At 35.2% G+C, this 19,445-nt stretch carries 15 protein-coding genes; 9 read left to right on the top strand and 6 right to left on the bottom strand.

Features of this window, described 5'->3' with window-relative positions; all coding sequences use genetic code 11:
- Nucleotides 1-9: 9 nt before the first annotated feature.
- Nucleotides 10-888 (top strand): DMT family transporter, encoded by an 879-nt coding sequence (locus ACK3CR_RS04510; protein WP_488974923.1) that lies wholly within the window; start codon nucleotides 10-12, stop codon nucleotides 886-888.
- Nucleotides 889-1,042: 154 nt separating this feature from the next.
- On the opposite strand, the gene ACK3CR_RS04505 is transcribed toward ACK3CR_RS04510, so the two are convergent.
- Complete coding sequence (locus ACK3CR_RS04505) at nucleotides 1,043-2,401, bottom strand: aspartate aminotransferase family protein (protein WP_488974922.1); 1,359 nt, start codon at nucleotides 2,399-2,401, stop codon at nucleotides 1,043-1,045.
- A gap of 357 nt (nucleotides 2,402-2,758) precedes the next feature.
- Between ACK3CR_RS04505 and ACK3CR_RS04500 the strand changes: the two genes are divergently transcribed.
- The 6 genes from ACK3CR_RS04500 (at nucleotide 2,759) to ACK3CR_RS04475 (ending at nucleotide 11,364) form a co-directional block, all read left to right on the top strand.
- Entirely contained in the window at nucleotides 2,759-3,427 is a 669-nt protein-coding gene (locus tag ACK3CR_RS04500) for a GntR family transcriptional regulator (RefSeq protein ID WP_488974921.1), read from the top strand.
- Nucleotides 3,428-3,558: 131 nt separating this feature from the next.
- A complete protein-coding gene (locus ACK3CR_RS04495; protein ID WP_488974920.1) occupies nucleotides 3,559-5,001 on the top strand; it encodes an NAD-dependent succinate-semialdehyde dehydrogenase in 1,443 nt (480 codons plus the stop codon).
- Nucleotides 5,002-5,397: 396 nt separating this feature from the next.
- On the top strand, nucleotides 5,398-6,531 hold the full coding sequence (gene ald, locus ACK3CR_RS04490; protein WP_488974919.1) for an alanine dehydrogenase: 1,134 nt from the start codon (nucleotides 5,398-5,400) through the stop codon (nucleotides 6,529-6,531).
- Between the two features lie 432 nt (nucleotides 6,532-6,963).
- Nucleotides 6,964-7,686 carry a haloacid dehalogenase type II gene (locus tag ACK3CR_RS04485; RefSeq protein ID WP_488974918.1) on the top strand — a complete coding sequence of 241 codons (723 nt, stop codon included), beginning with the start codon at nucleotides 6,964-6,966 and terminating at the stop codon, nucleotides 7,684-7,686.
- A gap of 176 nt (nucleotides 7,687-7,862) precedes the next feature.
- Nucleotides 7,863-9,287, top strand: coding sequence for an APC family permease (locus ACK3CR_RS04480; RefSeq protein ID WP_488974917.1), 1,425 nt, complete (start codon nucleotides 7,863-7,865; stop codon nucleotides 9,285-9,287).
- A 721-nt stretch (nucleotides 9,288-10,008) separates the two neighbouring features.
- Entirely contained in the window at nucleotides 10,009-11,364 is a 1,356-nt protein-coding gene (locus tag ACK3CR_RS04475; RefSeq protein ID WP_488974938.1) for an amino acid permease, read from the top strand.
- A gap of 76 nt (nucleotides 11,365-11,440) precedes the next feature.
- Here ACK3CR_RS04475 and ACK3CR_RS04470 read toward each other — a convergent pair whose 3' ends face one another.
- Nucleotides 11,441-12,295, bottom strand: coding sequence for a helix-turn-helix transcriptional regulator (locus tag ACK3CR_RS04470; protein ID WP_488974916.1), 855 nt, complete (start codon nucleotides 12,293-12,295; stop codon nucleotides 11,441-11,443).
- Between the two features lie 123 nt (nucleotides 12,296-12,418).
- Here ACK3CR_RS04470 and fabF point away from each other — a divergent pair, with 123 nt between their 5' ends.
- On the top strand, nucleotides 12,419-13,654 hold the full coding sequence (fabF, locus tag ACK3CR_RS04465) for a beta-ketoacyl-ACP synthase II (RefSeq protein ID WP_488974915.1): 1,236 nt from the start codon (nucleotides 12,419-12,421) through the stop codon (nucleotides 13,652-13,654).
- A gap of 238 nt (nucleotides 13,655-13,892) precedes the next feature.
- On the opposite strand, the gene ACK3CR_RS04460 is transcribed toward fabF, so the two are convergent.
- Together ACK3CR_RS04460 and ACK3CR_RS04455 are read right to left on the bottom strand one after the other, a co-directional pair.
- Nucleotides 13,893-15,023 carry a M24 family metallopeptidase gene (locus ACK3CR_RS04460; RefSeq protein WP_488974914.1) on the bottom strand — a complete coding sequence of 377 codons (1,131 nt, stop codon included), beginning with the start codon at nucleotides 15,021-15,023 and terminating at the stop codon, nucleotides 13,893-13,895.
- A gap of 127 nt (nucleotides 15,024-15,150) precedes the next feature.
- On the bottom strand, nucleotides 15,151-16,551 hold the full coding sequence (locus ACK3CR_RS04455; protein ID WP_488974913.1) for an MFS transporter: 1,401 nt from the start codon (nucleotides 16,549-16,551) through the stop codon (nucleotides 15,151-15,153).
- A 202-nt stretch (nucleotides 16,552-16,753) separates the two neighbouring features.
- Between ACK3CR_RS04455 and ACK3CR_RS04450 the strand changes: the two genes are divergently transcribed.
- The gene (locus ACK3CR_RS04450; RefSeq protein WP_488974911.1) at nucleotides 16,754-17,665 is read left to right on the top strand and encodes a LysR family transcriptional regulator; all 912 of its coding nucleotides are present in this window, start codon (nucleotides 16,754-16,756) and stop codon (nucleotides 17,663-17,665) included.
- 155 nt (nucleotides 17,666-17,820) lie between these two features.
- Here ACK3CR_RS04450 and ACK3CR_RS04445 read toward each other — a convergent pair whose 3' ends face one another.
- Together ACK3CR_RS04445 and ACK3CR_RS04440 are read right to left on the bottom strand one after the other, a co-directional pair.
- Nucleotides 17,821-18,213: a MerR family transcriptional regulator gene (locus tag ACK3CR_RS04445; protein ID WP_488974937.1), complete on the bottom strand. Its 393-nt coding sequence runs from the start codon at nucleotides 18,211-18,213 to the stop codon at nucleotides 17,821-17,823.
- A 29-nt stretch (nucleotides 18,214-18,242) separates the two neighbouring features.
- Complete coding sequence (locus tag ACK3CR_RS04440) at nucleotides 18,243-19,346, bottom strand: mandelate racemase/muconate lactonizing enzyme family protein (RefSeq protein ID WP_488974910.1); 1,104 nt, start codon at nucleotides 19,344-19,346, stop codon at nucleotides 18,243-18,245.
- Nucleotides 19,347-19,445: the final 99 nt, after the last annotated feature.

Below are 19,445 nucleotides of genomic sequence, written 5' to 3'. Positions count from 1 at the left end.
GTACAAAAAATGAAAAACACCTTATTAGGTTCGATATATTTAGCGTTAGCTGCCAGCATTTGGGGTGGCATGTATGTTGTAGTAAAAGTGGTTGTAGATGTCATTCCACCATTAGAGTTGGTGTGGATGAGATATTTAGTGGCTCTTGTTGCTCTTCTCATCATTGGGCTCATAAAAAGACAGTCGTGGAAAGTCCATAGAAAAGATTTCCTAATAATTGCCCTTATTGGTATAGTGGGTAATACAATTTCTATTGTTACGCAAGAATATGGGACTATGTTGTCTTCGGCTCAGATGGGAGCGATTATTACATCTTCTACGCCAGCATTCATGGTAATCTTTGCTCGGCTCCTTCTTAAAGAACGATTAAATATGAAAAAAGGGATATCGGTTTGCTTAGCTACAATAGGAGTATTTCTCATTGTAGGGAACGGGCATATTGATATGTCTGGCCAGCTTGGCGGTATTTCACTTCTGGTGGCAGCTTTAACATGGGCTCTTATGTCTGTTCTTATCAAACGAGTTCCAAGCAGTTATTCACCAATAGTGATTACCACTTATTCTATCCTAATTGCTTTTGTCATCTTAACACCTTTTGTTCTAAAAGGATTAAGTAATATTTCTGTTCCACAATTAGCTCATCCAACGATTTGGGGCGGCCTTTTATATTTGGGCATTGTTTCAACAGCTTGTGCATTTATCCTTTGGAATCGTGGATTACAATTATTGAATGCTTCAAGTGGTGGGTTATTTTTCTTCTTTCAACCTTTAGTAGGAACATTGCTTGGATGGCTCCTGTTAGGAGAAAGTATAGGTGGAACGTTTTGGATAGGCTCATTCCTAATTCTTAGTGGTGTTTTATTAGTAATCAAAGAAAAAAACAACTAGTTCAAAATAAAAAAGCCTTTATTTAAAGGCTTTTTTATTTTTTATTAATATAAAGATCTTGATATAGTCAATTTGATGAGTGAGTCTGATTCATTCTTCACAACTATCATTTACTAGGAATGCATCCACAACGGCATAATTATCATCTGTAAAACTAATCACCTAATTGCTCAGTCAAAACTGCTTTTACAGTTGTTACAATCTTCTCAAAATCATCTTCTGTGATATTAAGTGGTGGGCAAATCTGCAAAATGTTATTGTAGCCTGCTACTGTATCAGCTGTCTTACCAATAATTAATCCCTGTTTTTTACACGCTGCTACGATGCTTTTGACCATACTTTCTTCAAGTGGTTTTTTTGTTTCTTTACTTTCAACTAACTCAATTCCAATAAGCAGTCCTTTTCCTCGTACGTCACCGACATTAGGTAGAAGCGTTTTTAACACTTTTAATTCAGCCAACATTCTTTCTCCTAATTCAGCAGAACGTTTGACTAGATTTTCTCTTTCCATAATTTCTAAGTTTTGTATTGCTGCAGCACAAGAAGCAGGGCTTCCACCGAAAGTGTTCACATGTCGGAAATGATCATATTGATCAGATCCTTGGAATGCCTCATATACTTCCTTTTTGACTGCCGTTACGGATAAAGGCATGTATCCACTTGTAATTCCTTTTGCCATCGTAATAATATCAGGCTTTACGTCATAGTGCATAAATCCAAATGGTTTACCTGTACGCCCAAACCCACAAATGACCTCATCTACAATCATTAGTACATCATTTTCATCACAAATTTCTCGTACTCTTTTTAGATAATTATCATGTGGAACAAGAATTCCCCCGCCTGTTATAATCGGTTCCATAATAACAGCAGCAATTGTTTCTTTCATCTCCCAAGTTATAACTTTATCAATTTCATCGGCACAAGCTAGATTATACTCAGCTTCATTCAAATAATCTGGACAACGATAGTTATCTGGAGGAGATACATGGATGAATCCTTGCGTTAAAGGCTCGTACTTAAACTTTCTTTGTGCCTGACCACCTGCAGATAGTGTTGCCATCGTATTGCCATGATAAGAGCGATAACGAGAAATAACCTTATTTCTACTTTGTTCACCTTTTTGATGGTGATATTGACGGGCGATTTTAAAGGCTGTTTCATTTGCTTCTGAGCCACTATTGGAGAAAAAGTAAACATAATCACCATCAAGCCACTCATTTAATTTTTCTGCAAGCTCAATTGCCGGTTTATGGCTTTGAGTTAAAGGATAAAAAGGCATTCCTAATAATTGTTGATATACCTTATCAGCAATCTCCTTTCGGCCATAACCAGCATTTACGCACCATATCCCTGACATGCCATCTAAATATTCATTTCCATCTATATCTGTAATCCAAGCACCACTTGCTTGCTCTACAATCATGGAAGGAAAAGTATTTGCTGGCCTCATGCCATGCCAAATTAATTCCTCATCTTTTTGCTGGATTGTTTGAATCTCTTTAACCTTCATCTTAATTCCTCCTCGAATAAAATTTGATGAGATAAATTCTGGAACTTTCTTTATTAAATAGATTAGACGTGGGTATTTTTTTGAGACTCTATTAAATTATTAGATACATCTCCTTCTAAAGTATATTTTCCGACATTCATAATGTCGACATTTGAACTTGAGTTTATTTACTCATAAATTTAAAAAATAGTCAATAATTTCTGTTAATTATTATTTTTTTGAAAAGTGAGTTGACAAATATAACGTTTGAATTTTATGATTATTTACAACATTATTAATGTCGACATTCGATTTTATAGTCTTCGAAAGGGGTTGTTTCATGTTAAAGTAAATTAGTTTCTGGAGGAATCTATAAAAATGTTTATTGAACAAAATCCATCACAGGCGATAAGAAAAAAGCCCCTTGGTCAATTCATAGCAGATGAATTAAGACAAAGAATTTGGCAAGGGAAGTTTCAATTAGGAGAAAAGGTCTCTGAAACAGAACTTTCAAATGAAATGGGAATTAGCCGTAGCTCATTACGTGAAGCATTGCAAATATTAGAGCATGAAGGTTTAGTTGTAAATAAAGCTAGAAAAGGTACATTTTTAGTGGAATTTACGAAAGAAGATATACAGGAAATAAATGAACTTCGTTTGCACATAGAGGTTCCTGCAATTATGAAAACAACTGAGATAATAGAAGACAATCAAATAAATGATTTAGAAGAAATGATTCAAGAAATGAAACGATGTATTGCCTCTGAAGATTGGTTTGAATTGTTTGCAGTGGATATAGCTTTTCATGTTTTTTTAGTGCAACTTTGCGGAAATTCAAGAATGATCAGGGTCTACAGTATTATGCAGAATCAGATTAGAACAGTTTTATCACAGCTAGTAAACTACTATGAAGATCATAAATATGAATTTTGTGAGGAGCACGAAGCATTATTAAAAGCAATTAAAACAAGAAATCCATTGAAAGTACAAGAGGTTGCAATCTCACATATTAATCACCTCTATCATCAAATCACTAGTACCTTATAAGATATACTATGTTTTTGGAAATTACGTAATTTATGTAAAAATTCTTGTGTTGCAAATTAAAGTTAATATCAAACCAAATAACGTAGAAAAAAGAATATAACTTCTAAATTAAGATTGAAAGGGTGTTCAAGATGGCTGTGACAATGAATCTAAAAGAATTAAATTATATTAATGGAAAGTGGGAAGGAGAAAATGCTGAAAAACTTCCAGTCTATAATCCCTCAACAGAAAGACTAATCGGCCATGTTCCAAAGTTAGGTAGGGCAGAAACTATAGAGGCAATTAATGCTGCTCATAATGCCTTAGAAGCCTGGTCTAATTTAACGGCATATGAAAGAAGCACTTATTTAAAAAGACTAAATGAGCTAATGTTAGAAAGTATAAATGAATTAGCTCAAATTATGACGATGGAAATGGGAAAACCGTTCCAAGAAGCATGTGGAGAAATCAGATATGCTGCGTCTTATATTGAATGGTTTGCTGAGGAGGGTAAACGGATTTATGGGGAAACGATTCCTTCTCATCATTCAAATAAACGACTGCAAGTATGGAAAAAACCAATTGGTGTTGTAGCTGCAATTACTCCTTGGAACTTTCCTGCAGCCATGATTACTAGGAAATTAGGGGCTGCACTTGCCGCCGGTTGTACTGTCGTTGTTAAGCCAGCGTTGGAAACTCCTTTTACCGCGATTAAACTAGTTGAGCTTTGTGAGAAAGCTGGTATCCCTGATGGGGTCATTAACTTAGTTACAGGAACCTCTTCAGAAATTGGAAAGGCCTTCATGAGTGATGAAAGAGTACGGAAAATCACATTTACCGGTTCAACGGAAATTGGAAAACTCTTAATGAAACAAGCAGCTGATCAAATGAAACGGGTATCCCTGGAACTAGGAGGCCATGCGCCAATTATTGTTCTTGATGATGCTAATTTAGAATTGGCTGTGAAACAGGTAATTGCCTCTAAATTCAGAAATGCCGGCCAAACTTGTGTTTGTGGAAACAGAATTTATGTTCAAGGAGGTATATATGAGGAATTCATTAAAAAATTGACAGCAGCTGTAGAAGATTTAACAATAGGCGATGGAATGGAACAGGGTGTACAGATAGGCCCATTAATTAATCATAAAGCTGTGGAAAAAGTAGATTATCATGTTAGAGATGCACTATCCAAAGGAGCCAAAGTACTCACTGGTGGTAAAAAGCCAGATATAGGTTCAGGAAGTTTTTATATGCCAACCGTTCTTGGAGAAGTAAATCATGAAATGGTTGTAATGAATGAGGAAACTTTTGGTCCTGTTGCTCCAGTTCAAAAAATCACGACAGATCAGGAAGCAATAGAACTGGCAAATCAATCTCCATATGGATTAGCTGCATATGTCTTTACCGAAAATGTATCAAGAGGGACTCGCATAATTGAAAAGCTTGATTGTGGAATTGTTGGATGGAATGACGGAGCTCCTGCTGCTGCACAGGCTCCCTTTGGTGGGATGAAAGAAAGTGGACTAGGACGAGAAGGCGGTCACCAAGGCTTAGAAGAATTTTTAGAAATTCAGTATGTGTCCATTGGAATATAAATACTGTAAACTCTAACGGGAGTTACTTGATTACATTAGATAATTTAATCAAAATAAAAGACGTTATTTTTATTGAACGTTTATCCTAATCATTATTTCAATCATTTTTATTATGCATACGGAAATAGCAAAACTGCCCCTTCACTTCATTATTTTTTGAATAACAAAGAGAATATTATGGTTTGATGAAACTGGGTAAGATTTTAATTTTGGGAGGATGATACCATCCTTCTGAAATTAAAATAGGCACAAGGCAAGGTCTGAAAGTTAAAAGAAATTTTGGTTCTGGTGTAAAAAGCATATGTCTTATAAAGTGCTAGAAACCAAATTAGTTTGGCTAGATCGGAACAACATATTTTATATTAGAAAATTACTTACTTTAGGAGGATGAGGAAAATGATTATTGGGGTACCGAAAGAGGTTAAAAATAATGAAAATCGAGTTGCTCTTACACCAGCTGGAATCGTTTCTTTTATAAATGCTGGGCATGAAGTTCTAGTTGAGAAAGATGCAGGAAGTGGAAGTGGGTTTACAAATGAAGATTACAAAGTTGTTGGAGCACAAATAATGACGAATGCCGAGGAAGTATGGAGTCGGGCTGAAATGATTATGAAAGTAAAAGAACCACTCCCAAGTGAATATCGTTATTTCCGTGAAGGACTAATTCTATTCACTTACCTACACTTAGCTGCTGAACCAGATCTAGCTCAAGCTCTTAAGGATACAGGGGTTATTGCCATTGCGTATGAAACAGTTGTAGAAAATGGTACTCTCCCTCTTCTTACTCCGATGAGTGAAGTGGCAGGACGGATGGCTGCACAAATTGGTTCTCAATTTTTACAGAAATCAAATGGAGGCAAAGGTATTCTTCTATCTGGGGTCCCAGGTGTTAATCGCGGTAAAGTAACCATTATTGGTGGAGGAGTCGTAGGTACAAATGCAGCGAAAATCGCAATAGGGTTAGGGGCGGATGTTACCATTCTAGATTTAAGTGCAAGTCGTTTACGTCAGCTAGATGATATTTTTGGTAATCAAATTAAAACACTAATGTCTAATCCATCTAACATCGCACAAGCGGTAGCAGAAGCTGACCTCTTAATTGGAGCTGTACTAATCCCAGGTGCAAAGGCTCCTAAGTTGGTAAAAGAACACATGGTAGAAGCTATGAAGCCAGGCTCTGTTATTGTAGATGTAGCCATTGATCAAGGTGGTATTGTCGAAACGGTCAATCAGATTACTACACATGACAATCCAACATACACAAAATACAATGTAGTTCATTATGCAGTAGCAAACATGCCTGGAGCAGTTCCAAGAACATCCACAATTGCTTTAACAAATGTGACGGTTCCTTACGCCTTACAGATTGCAAACAAAGGGGTATGCAAAGCAATCTTCGATAATGAATCGTTAAAACTTGGATTAAATACAGCAAAAGGTAAAATCACATACGAAGCTGTCGCAAAAGATCTCGGCTATAATTTTGTCTCACCGGAAAAAGTTTATGAAAAGGAACTTACAATCGTCTAAGAAGGATTTATAAACTAAAATTTCTTTTGAATAATGGTATGTAGAACTGATTTCTGTAGTGTTGATAAAAGAGGTGCAAAAATAAAAAATCAATAGAGATATTTTATAGCGTGCATCGGCCTTAGAGAAAAATAAGGATAACTTTTATCTTACTAAATAAAGAGAAAAAACAGCCAGGCATATATTCGAGAGACTTGGCTGTTTCTCTTACTTCTCGGATTATAATTGTTAATATTCAACCCTCACATAGGCAATGAAAACAGTACTATTGCAAAAACAATGTTGTTATCTTGAAATATTTGTACCACAACCTATTATGATGAAGATTTATAGTATGTTTTCCGATAAAATAATTGACTATTCTAAAAATTCACATTATATTTATGTTATGTCGACATTAAGAAAATCGACTTAAAAAGGGAGGAATTTTATATGGCAGCACCTAAAGCAGTGACTTTTGATAATTTTGGAACATTAATTGATTGGGAAGGCGAAATACAAAAGGAGTTTAGTAAAATCTTAGCGAAGCACGGGATTGTTGGTGTCGATGTTAAAGCTTTACAACGTCATTGGGAAAATCGTCAATTTGACTATATTCAAGAAAAGTATCGCCCATATAAAGAGGTCTTAAAAAATACTTTACCTATGGCCTTTAATGATTTTGGATACCCATTCACAGAAGAAGATTGTATTGAGTTCTCTGAATCTATGGGGAGATGGCAGCCCTTTGCTGATACAAAACAAGCATTATTAGAACTAAAGAAATACACTAAAATTGTGTTAATTACAAACACTGATGATGCAATTATTAAAGAATCTGTAAAACAAATTGGTGTGGAATTTGACGAAATTATTACTGCTGAGCAAGCAGGTGCTTATAAACCAAGCCATAAAGGTTTCCATTTAGCTTTAGAGCGTTTAGGATTAGATAAATCAGAAGTTTTACATGCCGGATTTGGCTTTAAATATGATGTGGTACCGGCTACTGAGCTCGGTTTTCAGACATGCTGGATCAACCGTCAGGGTGAAGTACGCCCAGTAGATGTTAAAGAGACCTATCTAGTGGGAGATATGAAAACCTTTACACTCCTTATAAAAGCTATGGCTCAAACTGAAAGCATTAAATGGGATAATAAGACGCATCAAACGTCGTAAAGCTGTTAATTCATCATAACTTGGTCTTAGGACATGTTCAATTATGAAATAACTAGTTAGTTAATAAGGATTGGGCTTTTTTTACAAAGCCCTCCTTACAAACTCAAGAGAAAAAACTAATAAAATAGCGATGAAATAGGATTATAAAATAATTTAGCTTTTGTAGAAGGAGATGGATGGATATAAATAAGGATCCAAATCTTAACAAGGTGCTTTCAAGACTAGACATTTTATTTTTATCCTTTGGAGCAATGATTGGTTGGGGATGGGTTGTTTTAACAGGAAATTGGATAACTACAGCTGGAACCATTGGTGCCATGGTAGCATTTGTTCTGGGAGGTCTATTAGTTACTTTTGTAGGCTTAACATATGCTGAATTAGCTTCATCTATGCCGAAGACAGGAGGAGCGCTAATTTATGTACTTAGAGGAATCGGTCCAAGAGCTGCATTTATTGCTTCATGGGCTTTAGCCTTGAGTTACATTTCAGTTGTAGGCTTCCAGGCGGTAGCTTTCCCCACTGTTATAGAATATGTTTTTCCAAATTATAAAGTAGGTTATATATACACAATTACTGGTTATGATGTGTATTTATCTTGGATGCTTGTGGGAGTATTAGGTTCTATATTTATTACTATTTTTAATTACTTTGGCGTCAAATCTGCAGCTATTCTTCAAATGGTTTTAACCATTGTCATAGCCATTACGGGTTTAATGTTAATATTTGGAGCAAGTTTTACTAGTAACTTCACTTATGTAGAACCCTTGTTTGCTGGTGGAACAGTAGGTATTATTAGCGTCCTCATCATGACACCATTCATGTTCTCAGGCTTTGATGTTATCCCGCAAACAGCAGAAGAAATGAATGTGGCGCCAAAATCAATAGGAAAGATTCTTATCTTATCTGTAGGATTAGCTGCAGTCTTTTATATAGGTATTATTTTTGCAGTAGGAATTTCTTTAGATAAGAGTGTAATCGGCAGTTCTATTCTACCCACGGCAGATGCTATGGCAAAAGTCTATGGTTCTAGTCTTTTTGCAAACATCTTAATTTTAGGTGGTATAGCAGGAATTTTGACAAGCTGGAATGCTTTTATTATTGGTGGAAGCCGCATTCTCTATACTATGGCAGAAAAAAAGATGATCCCAGCCTGGTTTGGTAAGTTACATCCCAAAAATAATACACCAATCAACTCCATTTTATTTATAGGTTCTTTAGCTACTGTAGCCCCGTTACTAGGAAGACCAATGTTAGTATGGCTGGTTAATGCCGGAGGAATCGCTATTGTAGTTGCTTATCTTTTTGTTGCAATAGCTTTTATTCAATTAAGAAGGAAAGAACCACAGATGGTACGACCTTTTCGTGCTGGTAAATCGAGTACTATAGGTTGGATCGCCTTAATATTGAGTATAGGGTTTATTTCCTTGTATTTACCAGGAATGCCTGCAGCATTAGTTTGGCCTTATGAATGGTTGATTTTTGCAGGATGGTGGATTATTGGTTTTTCCTTAATGTTTAAAATGAGATCTAACTATACCAAAGGGAAAATGATACGTATTACAGAAAAAGAGAAATTTATTAATCAAAATAATGATCGTTAACTTAGCCTTATGTGTTACGGTAAGTCTCTATTTTTGAAGAATCTTAAATAAACAGCTTATAGACTTGTAAAAGGACTTTGATAAACACTCATTTAAAGCTTATCCGGCAGTATATGAGTGGTTAAAAGAACTTCTTTGCTTATTAACTGTCCGTATTCCCATTAATGTGATAGAACGGTGATCTGATTCCCCTATATTATTGAGATAACTAGATGCCCTTAGTTGTATGCCTTTAGGTATACTTTTCTTTTAACTTTTGATTCACTTAGATAAAAAGCAATGGTATTCCACTCTGAATCGACTTCATAATATAAATATATCTATTAATCTTTTACTTTGACATACGTTTCATCGATTGTCTAAGAATCATTTGGTGTTTTAAGATAACCTTGTATTCTTTCACCTCATTCACATTTATATGGATGCATCAACGCATAATTGTGATATGAGCGAAGACACGCTTCATTGTTTTAATATTTCTCCAAGATCATCAATGCCTAGGTTGTACTGTAGATACCATCTTAATGTTAATAAAATAACAGTTAAATGATAACGCTTACAACGAGGTGAATTTTTCTTTTTCGTATCAATCATACATTTTTCAAAGTAATAGTATTAGCATCTTCAAAATTTAGAGATTATTTTCTTTATATAGGAGGGATAGATTTTGAATCATCAACAAACTGACTTAAAAAAAGAGTTAAAAGTTCGTCATATTACCATGATTTCTCTCGGAGGAGTAATTGGGGCGGGGTTGTTTGTTGGGAGTGGATCCCTAATTAATATGGCAGGACCAGCTTCGATCTTTTCATATGCATTAACAGGACTACTTGTGGTTTTAGTGATGCGTATGCTAGGAGAAATGGCTACAGTCAATCCATCCAGTGGTTCTTTTGCTACGTATGCCCGAGAAGCGATGGGACCGTGGGCTGGCTACACAATCGGCTGGCTATATTGGTTTTTCTGGGTAATTGTAATTGCAGTCGAAGCAATCGCAGGTGCGAACATTATTCAGTACTGGTTTCCTTCTTTACCTTCCTGGTCAGTTAGCCTTGTACTTACGTTTTTATTAACCCTTACCAACATGTATTCCGTTAAGTCATTTGGTGAGTTCGAGTACTGGTTTTCTCTTATTAAAGTAGTAAGTATTGTCCTATTTTTAATTATTGGAGGAGCCATAATCTTTGGCCTTATACCTGGTGTAGAATCACCTGGAACTTCAAACATTTTACATAGAGGAGGATTTCTCCCCAATGGAATAAGTTCTGTATTTTTAGGAATTACTCTCATTATGTTCTCGTTTATGGGGACTGAAATTGTAGCGACTGCAGCAGGGGAAACATCTCAACCTGAGAAAGCGATTGTCACTGCAACAAATAGTGTTATTTATCGCATCGTATTTTTTTACCTAGGTTCAATTGCTATTCTCGTGACTGTTCTTCCATGGAACTCTACTAATTTGATGAAAAGTCCTTTTGTTTCCGTCCTTGAACTTGTAAATATACCTGCTGCACCCCAAATTATGAACTTTATTGTTCTAACAGCTGTGCTTTCTTGCTTAAATTCTGGTCTTTACACAAGCTCCCGTATGTTGTTTTCTATGGCACAAACGGGTGATGCCCCCCACATGTTTTTAAAGGTAAACAAGAAAGGGGTACCACTTAATGCTATCTTAGGATGTACCGTTATTTCCTATATAAGCGTGATATTCAATTATCTATCTCCTGATAAAATATTTCTCTTTTTGCTCAATGCTTCTGGAGGAGTAGCACTTCTTGTTTATCTAGTAATTGCTATCTCTCAATTGCGTATGAGAAGAAAATATGAAAAAGAAAACCCTGAAGCATTAAAAATAAGAATGTGGTTATTTCCTTATTTAACCTATGCCACCATTATAGCAATCACATGTGGAATTGTATCAATGGCATTTATTAATTCACTACGTTCACAATTCTTTCTAACGCTAATTATCATTATAGTAGTGGTTGGTTCCTATTTTGTCACCAGGAATAAAAGATCAACGGGTTTACTATTAGAGGAGAACCAAACAACTCTTCATTATAAATCAAAAGGATAAAAACAAAGCTAAAAGGCTTGAACCCTGTACAATATAGAGTTCAAGCCTCAATAGCTGCTTAATAAATTAAATTACTTTATTGTTTTTCAAGAGAGCGTTTCTCCATTAATCGCTTCAATTTATTCTCCGTAGCTGTTTCTTCCCCAGGTGTGTAAATACTGCATCTTAAATCTATATCCCCTTGAACTTGAAGAGAAGTTAGATTAAATAACATTTTCCCTGCTTGGGCATGTCTAAATTCAATCATCATTTCTGGAGCTTTACTAACTTGACTTTCCTGCCATAAAGCTTGGAATTCAGGATGAGATTCACTCATTTCTTTAATGAACTGGTTATACCATTCATCGCCTAAATAATGACCGTAATAAGTACGGAAAATGGCGAGAAAGCCTTTAACAAAATGGTCCCAATTAACAGCTAATGTTCTTAATTCCTTTCGAGTAAAGACTAAACGAATCAAATTCCTCTCATTATCTGGTACTTGTTCAAAATCTAAAAATACGTGAGTAGCTGCAGGATTCCAGCCTACAATATGGCAATGTCGATCTGTAATAATAGTGGGACAGTAAGTTAGTTCGGATAATATATGTTCTAAAGAAGGCGTAAGCTTTGATTGTTCTTTTTTAGGATGGGTAATTTCTGTTTTTACTTCTAATGCTAAATCATAAAAATAGTCTCTTTCATCATTATTTAATTGCAGGGCTTTGGATATACATTCTAAAACAACTGAAGATACTTTTATATCCCTTCCCTGCTCCAACCAAGTATACCAAGTCGTACTCACTCCTGCTAATTGGGCAACCTCTTCTCTACGTAAACCAGGCGTTCTTCTCCGTACACCAGTAGGTAAACCTATAGACTCCGGCTTAATTTGGGCACGTTTAGATTTTAAAAATGTAGACAAAGCTTCAAGCCTCGTTTTCTCATTCATTTTTTAACCTCCTCCGTTATCTCAACTTAGCCTAGTACTAATTATAATAGGATAAACAATAACTTGTAATAGGATAAATTACATGTAAAATACAAGTATATTATTTATTTGGAGGGATGAAAAGTGGAACGTGTTGTAGTTACTGGTATGGGAGTGGTATCCCCTATAGGAAGCAATATAAAAACATTTTGGAACAACCTCATTGAAGGGAAATCTGGTATTTCCTCCATCAATACTTTTGATGTTAGTGATTATAAAACGAAAATTGCTGGTATAGTTCAAGATTTCAATGCGGATGAGATTCTTGGAAGAAAAGAAGCAAGACGTTTAGATCGCTTTTCGCAATTTGCTTTGGCTGCTGCTGAGCAAGCGTGGATAGATTCTAAATTAGATATTAATGATATAGATGAAGAAAGATTAAGTGTATACGTAGGTTCAGGTATAGGAGGGCTTGAGACCTTAATTGAAAACGTTGATGTGCTTCGCGAAAAGGGTCCAAGAAGAGTAAGCCCCACTCTAGTCCCAGCCATGATTTCTAATGCTGCTGCTGCACAAATTAGTATTAAATATAATGCCATGGGTCCCTCAATATCACCTGTTTCAGCTTGCGCCATTGGAAATACAGCCATCGGGGAGGCATTTCGTCTGATTCGTTCTGGAGAAGCTGATATTGTGTTTGCAGGTGGGACAGAAGCAGCTATAACAGACTTATCCATAGCCAGCTTCAGTAATGCTACAGCGTTATCAACAAGAAATGATTGTCCCACTGAAGCTAGTCGCCCATTTGATACAGATCGAGATGGATTTGTCATGTCAGAGGGAGCTGGAATTTTAATCTTAGAATCTTTATCTCATGCTTTACATAGAGAGGCAAAAATATATGCGGAAGTCTTTGGATATGGTGCAAGTTCTGATGCATATCATATGGTAGCTTCCCACCCGGAAGGTAAAGGTGCCTATCTCGCTATGAAAGCTGCTTTGAAAAATGCAGGTATTATTCCTGAAGAAATCGATATTATTAGTGCTCATGCAACAAGTACAAAAGTGGGGGACTTATCTGAGACAATGGCTATTAAAAAGTTGTTTGGAGATCAATCTTATAATATCCCCATAACGGCTAATAAATCTATGCTTGGTCACATGTTAGGTGCAGCTGGTGGAATTGAAGCAATTGCTCTGACAATGAGTTTAAAGGAAGGAATAATCCCTCCAACAATTAACTTAAAAACTCCTGATTCATTATGTGATTTAGATTATGTACCGGGTGTTGCTCGCCAGATGAAGATCAGTACTGGTTTATCTAATTCATTTGGCTTTGGAGGACATAATTCAGCTATTATCTTAAAAAAATATGAGTAAATGAATTAACACTCGTGTTCCTTTATTACAATTTGGTAAGTTATCGGAAGGTATTATAATCTGTTGTATAAATAATATTAACAGAGAGGCTTCAGCATCAAGTAGTATTACTTCTTTTTGAATCGTTTATTATAATCTAATAAAAGAAACAGGCTTCCTATGGAAAGCCTGTTTCTTTATTCTATATTCTTAATTAAAGGTATGAGAAAACCTCTAAGAAGCCTCAACTTATTTCTTATTAAAATGTTAATTGCTTCATTAAAGAGTTCGCTTCTGTAATTTGTTTCGGTCCCTTTTCGGTAATAATAAATGTATCAGAATGTCTAAATCCCCCTACTCCTGGAATATAAATACCAGGTTCAATAGTAATTACCATACCTGTTTCTAACTTATCGTAATTATCAAATCTAATAGAAGGAGCCTCATGTGCTTCTAAACCTATACCATGTCCAGTTCTGTGAATAGCATAATCCCCATATCCGGCTTTCCTTATAATAGAACGGGCTGCTTCATCAATGTCTTTAAGTAAATTCCCAGATATACATTTTTTCACAGCTGATTCTTTAGCCTCTACCATGATACTAAATACTTCAGCCTGTTCATTTGTAGGATGTCCAATAAAGAATGTTCGTTCACATTCAGCTCGGTATCCATGAAGACCAATTTGCCTAGTATGAATACCAATATCTTGTTCCTTAAAACGCCTTGTTGAGGATAAGAGATGGGGCATAGTACTACGTTCTATTCCGGAAGGAGTCATAGTAAAGAAGTCAACAGTTGAATCTGGATATGAACGAGAAGCTTGTTCTAAAACATACCTGTTCCCCGTATCCTCTACTTCTAATTCTGTTTTCCCTACTACTAAACTTGATAAGGTAGCTTGTACAGCACCACTCACCAGTTCACCTGCCTTTTGAAGCATAATAAATTCATTTTCATCTTTTATTAATCGCATTCTTAAAATAAAATCTGTAACTCCGGTAGTATCATATTTTGTTGACAATTGATCTCCCATACCATAAGAAAGAAACCCATCTTCAATCCCAATTTTTCGAATGGCTGGGGTGTTTAATAACTTCATCAATATATCATTTGCAGCTTTTTTATCTTCTTCCATACTTTCTGGATGTTCATAATAAACGTGTATATTGTCTACGTTTGCTTCTTTTATAGCATGAGTTTCTTCTATTCCGGGTACAATTATACTAACCTCATTACGAGTAATTACTGTAATAATAGGTCTAGAATACATAAGAGCACGAAAACCAGTTAAATAATATTGATTCTCTGGATTTGAAACGATTACACTATCTATACACTCTTTGTCCATATAATTTCTAAATTGATTAATTCGATTTTGAGTAAACATATTTATATTCTTCCCTTCTAGAATATATATTTTCTATTTAAAAATAGATTTTTTAAAACATATATTGGAATATAAATTCTTCAATAATAGTAAGGAGGTCCTTTAAAAAGCAGATACTCTTGTTCAGCTACTTAATTTTTAGATTCCCTTGACGATCTTCCATTACATCCGTAATTTCTTTTGTTTCTTCTCTATGTGTTATCTCCTCTAAAGCTTTTCCTTTAGTCTCTTTTCCAATAATCAGGATTACAATAGCACCCACCATAAGAACTGATGTAATTAAAGTAAAAACACCATCAAAACCGTAAATTGGTAGCATAAATCCAATGGTAATGGGAGCAATAATTCCCCCTATTCGACCAAAAGAAGAGGCTGCGCCAGTGCCAGTAGCTCGTATGACTGTAGGGTACTGTTCAGGTGTATAAGTGTAAATTCCAGCAGTTGCTCCATTCATAAAGAAAGACATCAAGGACCCAAATAATACAACAGAAAAAACTGTTTCTGAGCCACTCATAAAATAAGCTGAAATAGCTGCACCAATAAGGTAAAAAGAAATTACTTTTTTACGGCCAATTTTTTCATTTAAATAAGCGCCAGTAAAGTAACCAGGTATTTGAGAACAATAAATGATTAATGAGAATTCTAGAGACTTAGCAATTTCTAATCCTTGCTTATACATTAGAGTGGGAATCCATGTGAAAAATCCATAATAGGAAAAGACATAAGTAAACCAAAGAATCCAAAGCATAGAGGTCTTTTTTAAAAATGAACTTTTAAAGATATCGATAAATTTCCCTTGTGCTCCACTGTCATAAGATACACTAGTATCTAAAGGTGGATTTAATTTCTTACCTAAACTCTTTTCTACTTGCTTTTCTATTTCTAGCATGGCTATATTCGCTTCTTTATGTCTTCCTTTTGATTCGAGCCAACGAGGGGATTCAGGTAATGATCGACGCCACCATATAATTAAAAAAATAGGCAGAGCCGTTATAATAATCGCTATCCGCCAACCTATATCTGATATTGGAATAACGAAATAGGCCAATAAAGATGCCCCTACATATCCGAATGAGAAAAATGCGGCAAGAATACCAACGTATCTTCCTCTATACTTACTAGCAACCATCTCTGCTAAATATGGAGCTATGATAGCACTTTCCCCTCCTGTTCCAATTCCTGCTATCACTCTTAACCAGAAGAACTGATACCAATTTGAAGCTAGTGCACTAAAAAAAGTAGCAATACTGAAAACTAAAAGGGTCCATATGATAACTTTTTTTCTGCCAAATTTATCTCCAAAATAACCAGCTAATATTGCTCCTATGAAAAAACCTATAAGTAGTGAACTACCCAGAATACCTGTTTGTCCAGATGTTAATTCCCAAGGTCCAGCAATAGCAGTAAGAACAAATGCTACAATAGCTCCATCCATAGCATCAAATGTATAACCTAAGCCACACATTGTTAACAACTTCTTGTTATACCTGTTATCTGGTATCCTTTCAAATCTGGAACCAATACTCATACCTTCTCCCCTTTCGGAAAATATTAAATATTCCGAATATTTAATATATGATCCTTTCTTATTTATTAATATTATGTTAAAACAGAAGAAGAATATTGTCTAATATATAAAATGGACTACTTTAATATTTAAAAAGTATTAAGTTTGTTTATAAGCTATCTATTTTATCCTTTTCAAAAATTTAAAAGGAGGTATTATTTATATGGAGTTAAGGCATATTAAATATTTTATAGCTGTTGCAGAAGAACTAAATTTTAATCGGGCAGCTGAACGACTAAATATTTCTCAGCCCCCTTTGAGTCAACAAATCCGGAAACTAGAAGAAGAGCTAGATATCTTGTTATTTTATCGTACAAAACAAAAAGTACAATTGACAGATGGAGGGAAAATTTTCCTGAAACATGCTTATCAAATTCTCAAAGAAGTAGATATTTCTGTAAAAAATGCAAGAAGGGCAAGTCAAGGACAAACAGGTCAACTCTTAATTGGTTTCACTGGAACATTAACTTACGATATCTTTCCAAGAATATTAAAATCATTTCGAGAAAAGTATCCATCTGTAAATGTAATACCACGTCAATTAACTACTACGGACCAAGTTAAGGCCTTAGAGGATAAAAAGCTTGATGTTGGTATCGTCTGTACTCCTGTAGAAAGTACTGTCTTAGACTTTAAGGCTGTACATCAGCAGCCGTTCATTGTTGTTTTACCTGCCACACATCCCTTAGCTACATCCATTTCTCCCTGTGATGTCCGTAATTTAGCAAAAGATTCATTTATCATGACACCTAGAAAAAGTGGGCCAGGGTATTATGATCGCTTTATTAATATTTGCTATGAGGCAGGATTTAGTCCCAACATTACTCAAGAAGCCCATGAATTGCAAAATGTAATTTCACTTGTCGCCTCAGGCATGGGAGTAGCCCTTGTTCCTTCCTCAATGAAAAACTTGCAAATTAAGGGAGCATTATATAAAGAAATCTTGGATAATAACTTAGTAGTTGAAACCACATTTGTATGCAGAAAAGGTGAAAATTCGCAGGTCGTAAATGCTTTTTTCCTTATTGTAAATGACGTACTTTCTAATTTAAAAGATATAAGTAAAACTCTATAAGAACATACAAACAATTACCTTAATATTTACTTTTAATAATATATTTCACAGTCAATATTTCATCCTAATCATCTTCCATAAAAAATCCTTTACTTGTTCGTAGCAAAGGATTTTTTTATAATGTTAAAGTCTATATAAATAATAAAAAAAGGAGGTTATTGACTTATGTTCTCATGCTGTTTCCGGTGACCATGAATAAAATTTAACTCTGCTATCACATTCTTAATATAAGATTCCTCTTTGCGTAAGATAGTTATTTGTTGTCGAATTTCAGTCAGCTTCATTGTGCCTTTTTCAATTCCATTTCTTATACATGCATCTTTGCTTTCTTCGTTGATTTTGCAGTAAAATAATTCAGCAATTTCAGTCGTTTTCAACCCGATACTTAAGTAAAGTTGAATCATTCGAATTTGTTCAATATTAATTTCACTATACTGACGATAACCATTTTCCGACCGTTTTGGCTGTAACAGTTTCTTTTCTTCATAGTATCGCAGACAACGAAGGCTTACACCAGTTTTCCGAGCTAGTTCACTAATTTGAATCATAATCACCTGGTTCTGGTGCAAGGATTAAATTAACATTTTACTATATACCTTTCAAATGTCTCCTCATTCAGTTCAACTCCAAACCCCGGACCGTCAGGTACCTTAACACACCCATCTTCAATCTCGATCGTTTGTTTCAAAATATTGGCCTTTAGTAGTGTGAGTTCAGTAAATTCACTGGCTAACGGATGCTCTTTTAATGAAGCCGCAAAATGTAACTTTGCTATTAATGAAAAGCCAGGTTCAATTTCCGTACCTGCAATACAAGGAATTCCAACTGTTTCTGCTACAGTCTCTATCTTTTTGCCAAGATTTAATCCACATGATTTAGCTATTTTGATGTTGATGAGATCTGCTGCCTCATATTTTGCAATTTTTATGACATCCTGGGGTGTCCATATACTTTCATCGGCCATAAGGGGAATACTGATTGAGTTACGAATATGGGCCATCCCCTTTAAATCCCAACCAGGTATAGGCTGTTCAAGCAATTGGAGCTTGCAATCTTCTAACTGCTTCATAGTTTTTATCGTACCAATCGTTGTCCAAGCAGCGTTTGGATCTAGACGTAAATCAACTTCGCCACCAACAGCTTCACGAACAGAATAAATTCTTTTAATATCAAGATCCATGTCTTGAGAACCCTTAATTTTAATAACTTTGATTCCCATATTAACTACACGCAATGCATTTTTTGCCATTAATTCTGGGGTATCAATACCAATCTCAGAAGCAACTGGTATTTTATCTCGAAAACATCCGCCTAACAATGAATACACTGGAACACCAAGAAGTTTACCCACTAAATCATGCAAAGCAAGATCAATACCTTCTTTTACACAAGTTAATCTTGCGATTTTGGCATCTATAATTGACATAATGCGATTGATATTAAATGGATTTTGACCAATTATATGTTTCGATAAATATTTCTCAATTGTTGAACTAATTGATTCCATTGTTTCCCCGTAGAACTCAGGTTCCCAAGCACATGCTTCTCCGAATCCTATTGTTCCGTCTTCAGTTTGAAGTCTGACCAAAACAGCGTTGGAAGATGCAAAGCCAGTATAGGAATCTGCAAAACTATTAATTGGTACGCTAAAAGGGATCACTTCAACTTTGGTAATTTCCAATTTTCACTCCTCCAATAATTAGTTATTCATTCCTGCTACAATATTGATTTAAAAGCAACCAGACATAGTATTGCGATTATTACACCAATTATATATATC

It is taken from the genome of Priestia sp. TRM10, from assembly GCF_057808375.1.
The sequence above is the reverse complement of the archived record's forward strand: the minus strand, read 5'-3'. Positions and strand labels throughout refer to the sequence as shown.

What these genes read in the sequence shown, in the direction of transcription:
- ACK3CR_RS04480 (WP_488974917.1), top strand. Translation starts at nt 7,863, where the DNA reads ATGGATATAAATAAGGATCCAAATCTTAACAAGGTGCTTTCAAGACTA.
- ACK3CR_RS04455 (WP_488974913.1), bottom strand. Translation starts at nt 16,551, where the DNA reads ATGAGTATTGGTTCCAGATTTGAAAGGATACCAGATAACAGGTATAAC.
- ACK3CR_RS04475 (WP_488974938.1), top strand. Translation starts at nt 10,009, where the DNA reads ATGATTTCTCTCGGAGGAGTAATTGGGGCGGGGTTGTTTGTTGGGAGT.
- ACK3CR_RS04485 (WP_488974918.1), top strand. Translation starts at nt 6,964, where the DNA reads ATGGCAGCACCTAAAGCAGTGACTTTTGATAATTTTGGAACATTAATT.
- ACK3CR_RS04500 (WP_488974921.1), top strand. Translation starts at nt 2,759, where the DNA reads ATGTTTATTGAACAAAATCCATCACAGGCGATAAGAAAAAAGCCCCTT.
- ACK3CR_RS04510 (WP_488974923.1), top strand. Translation starts at nt 10, where the DNA reads ATGAAAAACACCTTATTAGGTTCGATATATTTAGCGTTAGCTGCCAGC.
- ACK3CR_RS04460 (WP_488974914.1), bottom strand. Translation starts at nt 15,023, where the DNA reads ATGTTTACTCAAAATCGAATTAATCAATTTAGAAATTATATGGACAAA.
- ACK3CR_RS04470 (WP_488974916.1), bottom strand. Translation starts at nt 12,295, where the DNA reads ATGAATGAGAAAACGAGGCTTGAAGCTTTGTCTACATTTTTAAAATCT.
- ald (WP_488974919.1), top strand. Translation starts at nt 5,398, where the DNA reads ATGATTATTGGGGTACCGAAAGAGGTTAAAAATAATGAAAATCGAGTT.
- ACK3CR_RS04450 (WP_488974911.1), top strand. Translation starts at nt 16,754, where the DNA reads ATGGAGTTAAGGCATATTAAATATTTTATAGCTGTTGCAGAAGAACTA.
- ACK3CR_RS04495 (WP_488974920.1), top strand. Translation starts at nt 3,559, where the DNA reads ATGGCTGTGACAATGAATCTAAAAGAATTAAATTATATTAATGGAAAG.
- ACK3CR_RS04445 (WP_488974937.1), bottom strand. Translation starts at nt 18,213, where the DNA reads ATGATTCAAATTAGTGAACTAGCTCGGAAAACTGGTGTAAGCCTTCGT.
- ACK3CR_RS04505 (WP_488974922.1), bottom strand. Translation starts at nt 2,401, where the DNA reads ATGAAGGTTAAAGAGATTCAAACAATCCAGCAAAAAGATGAGGAATTA.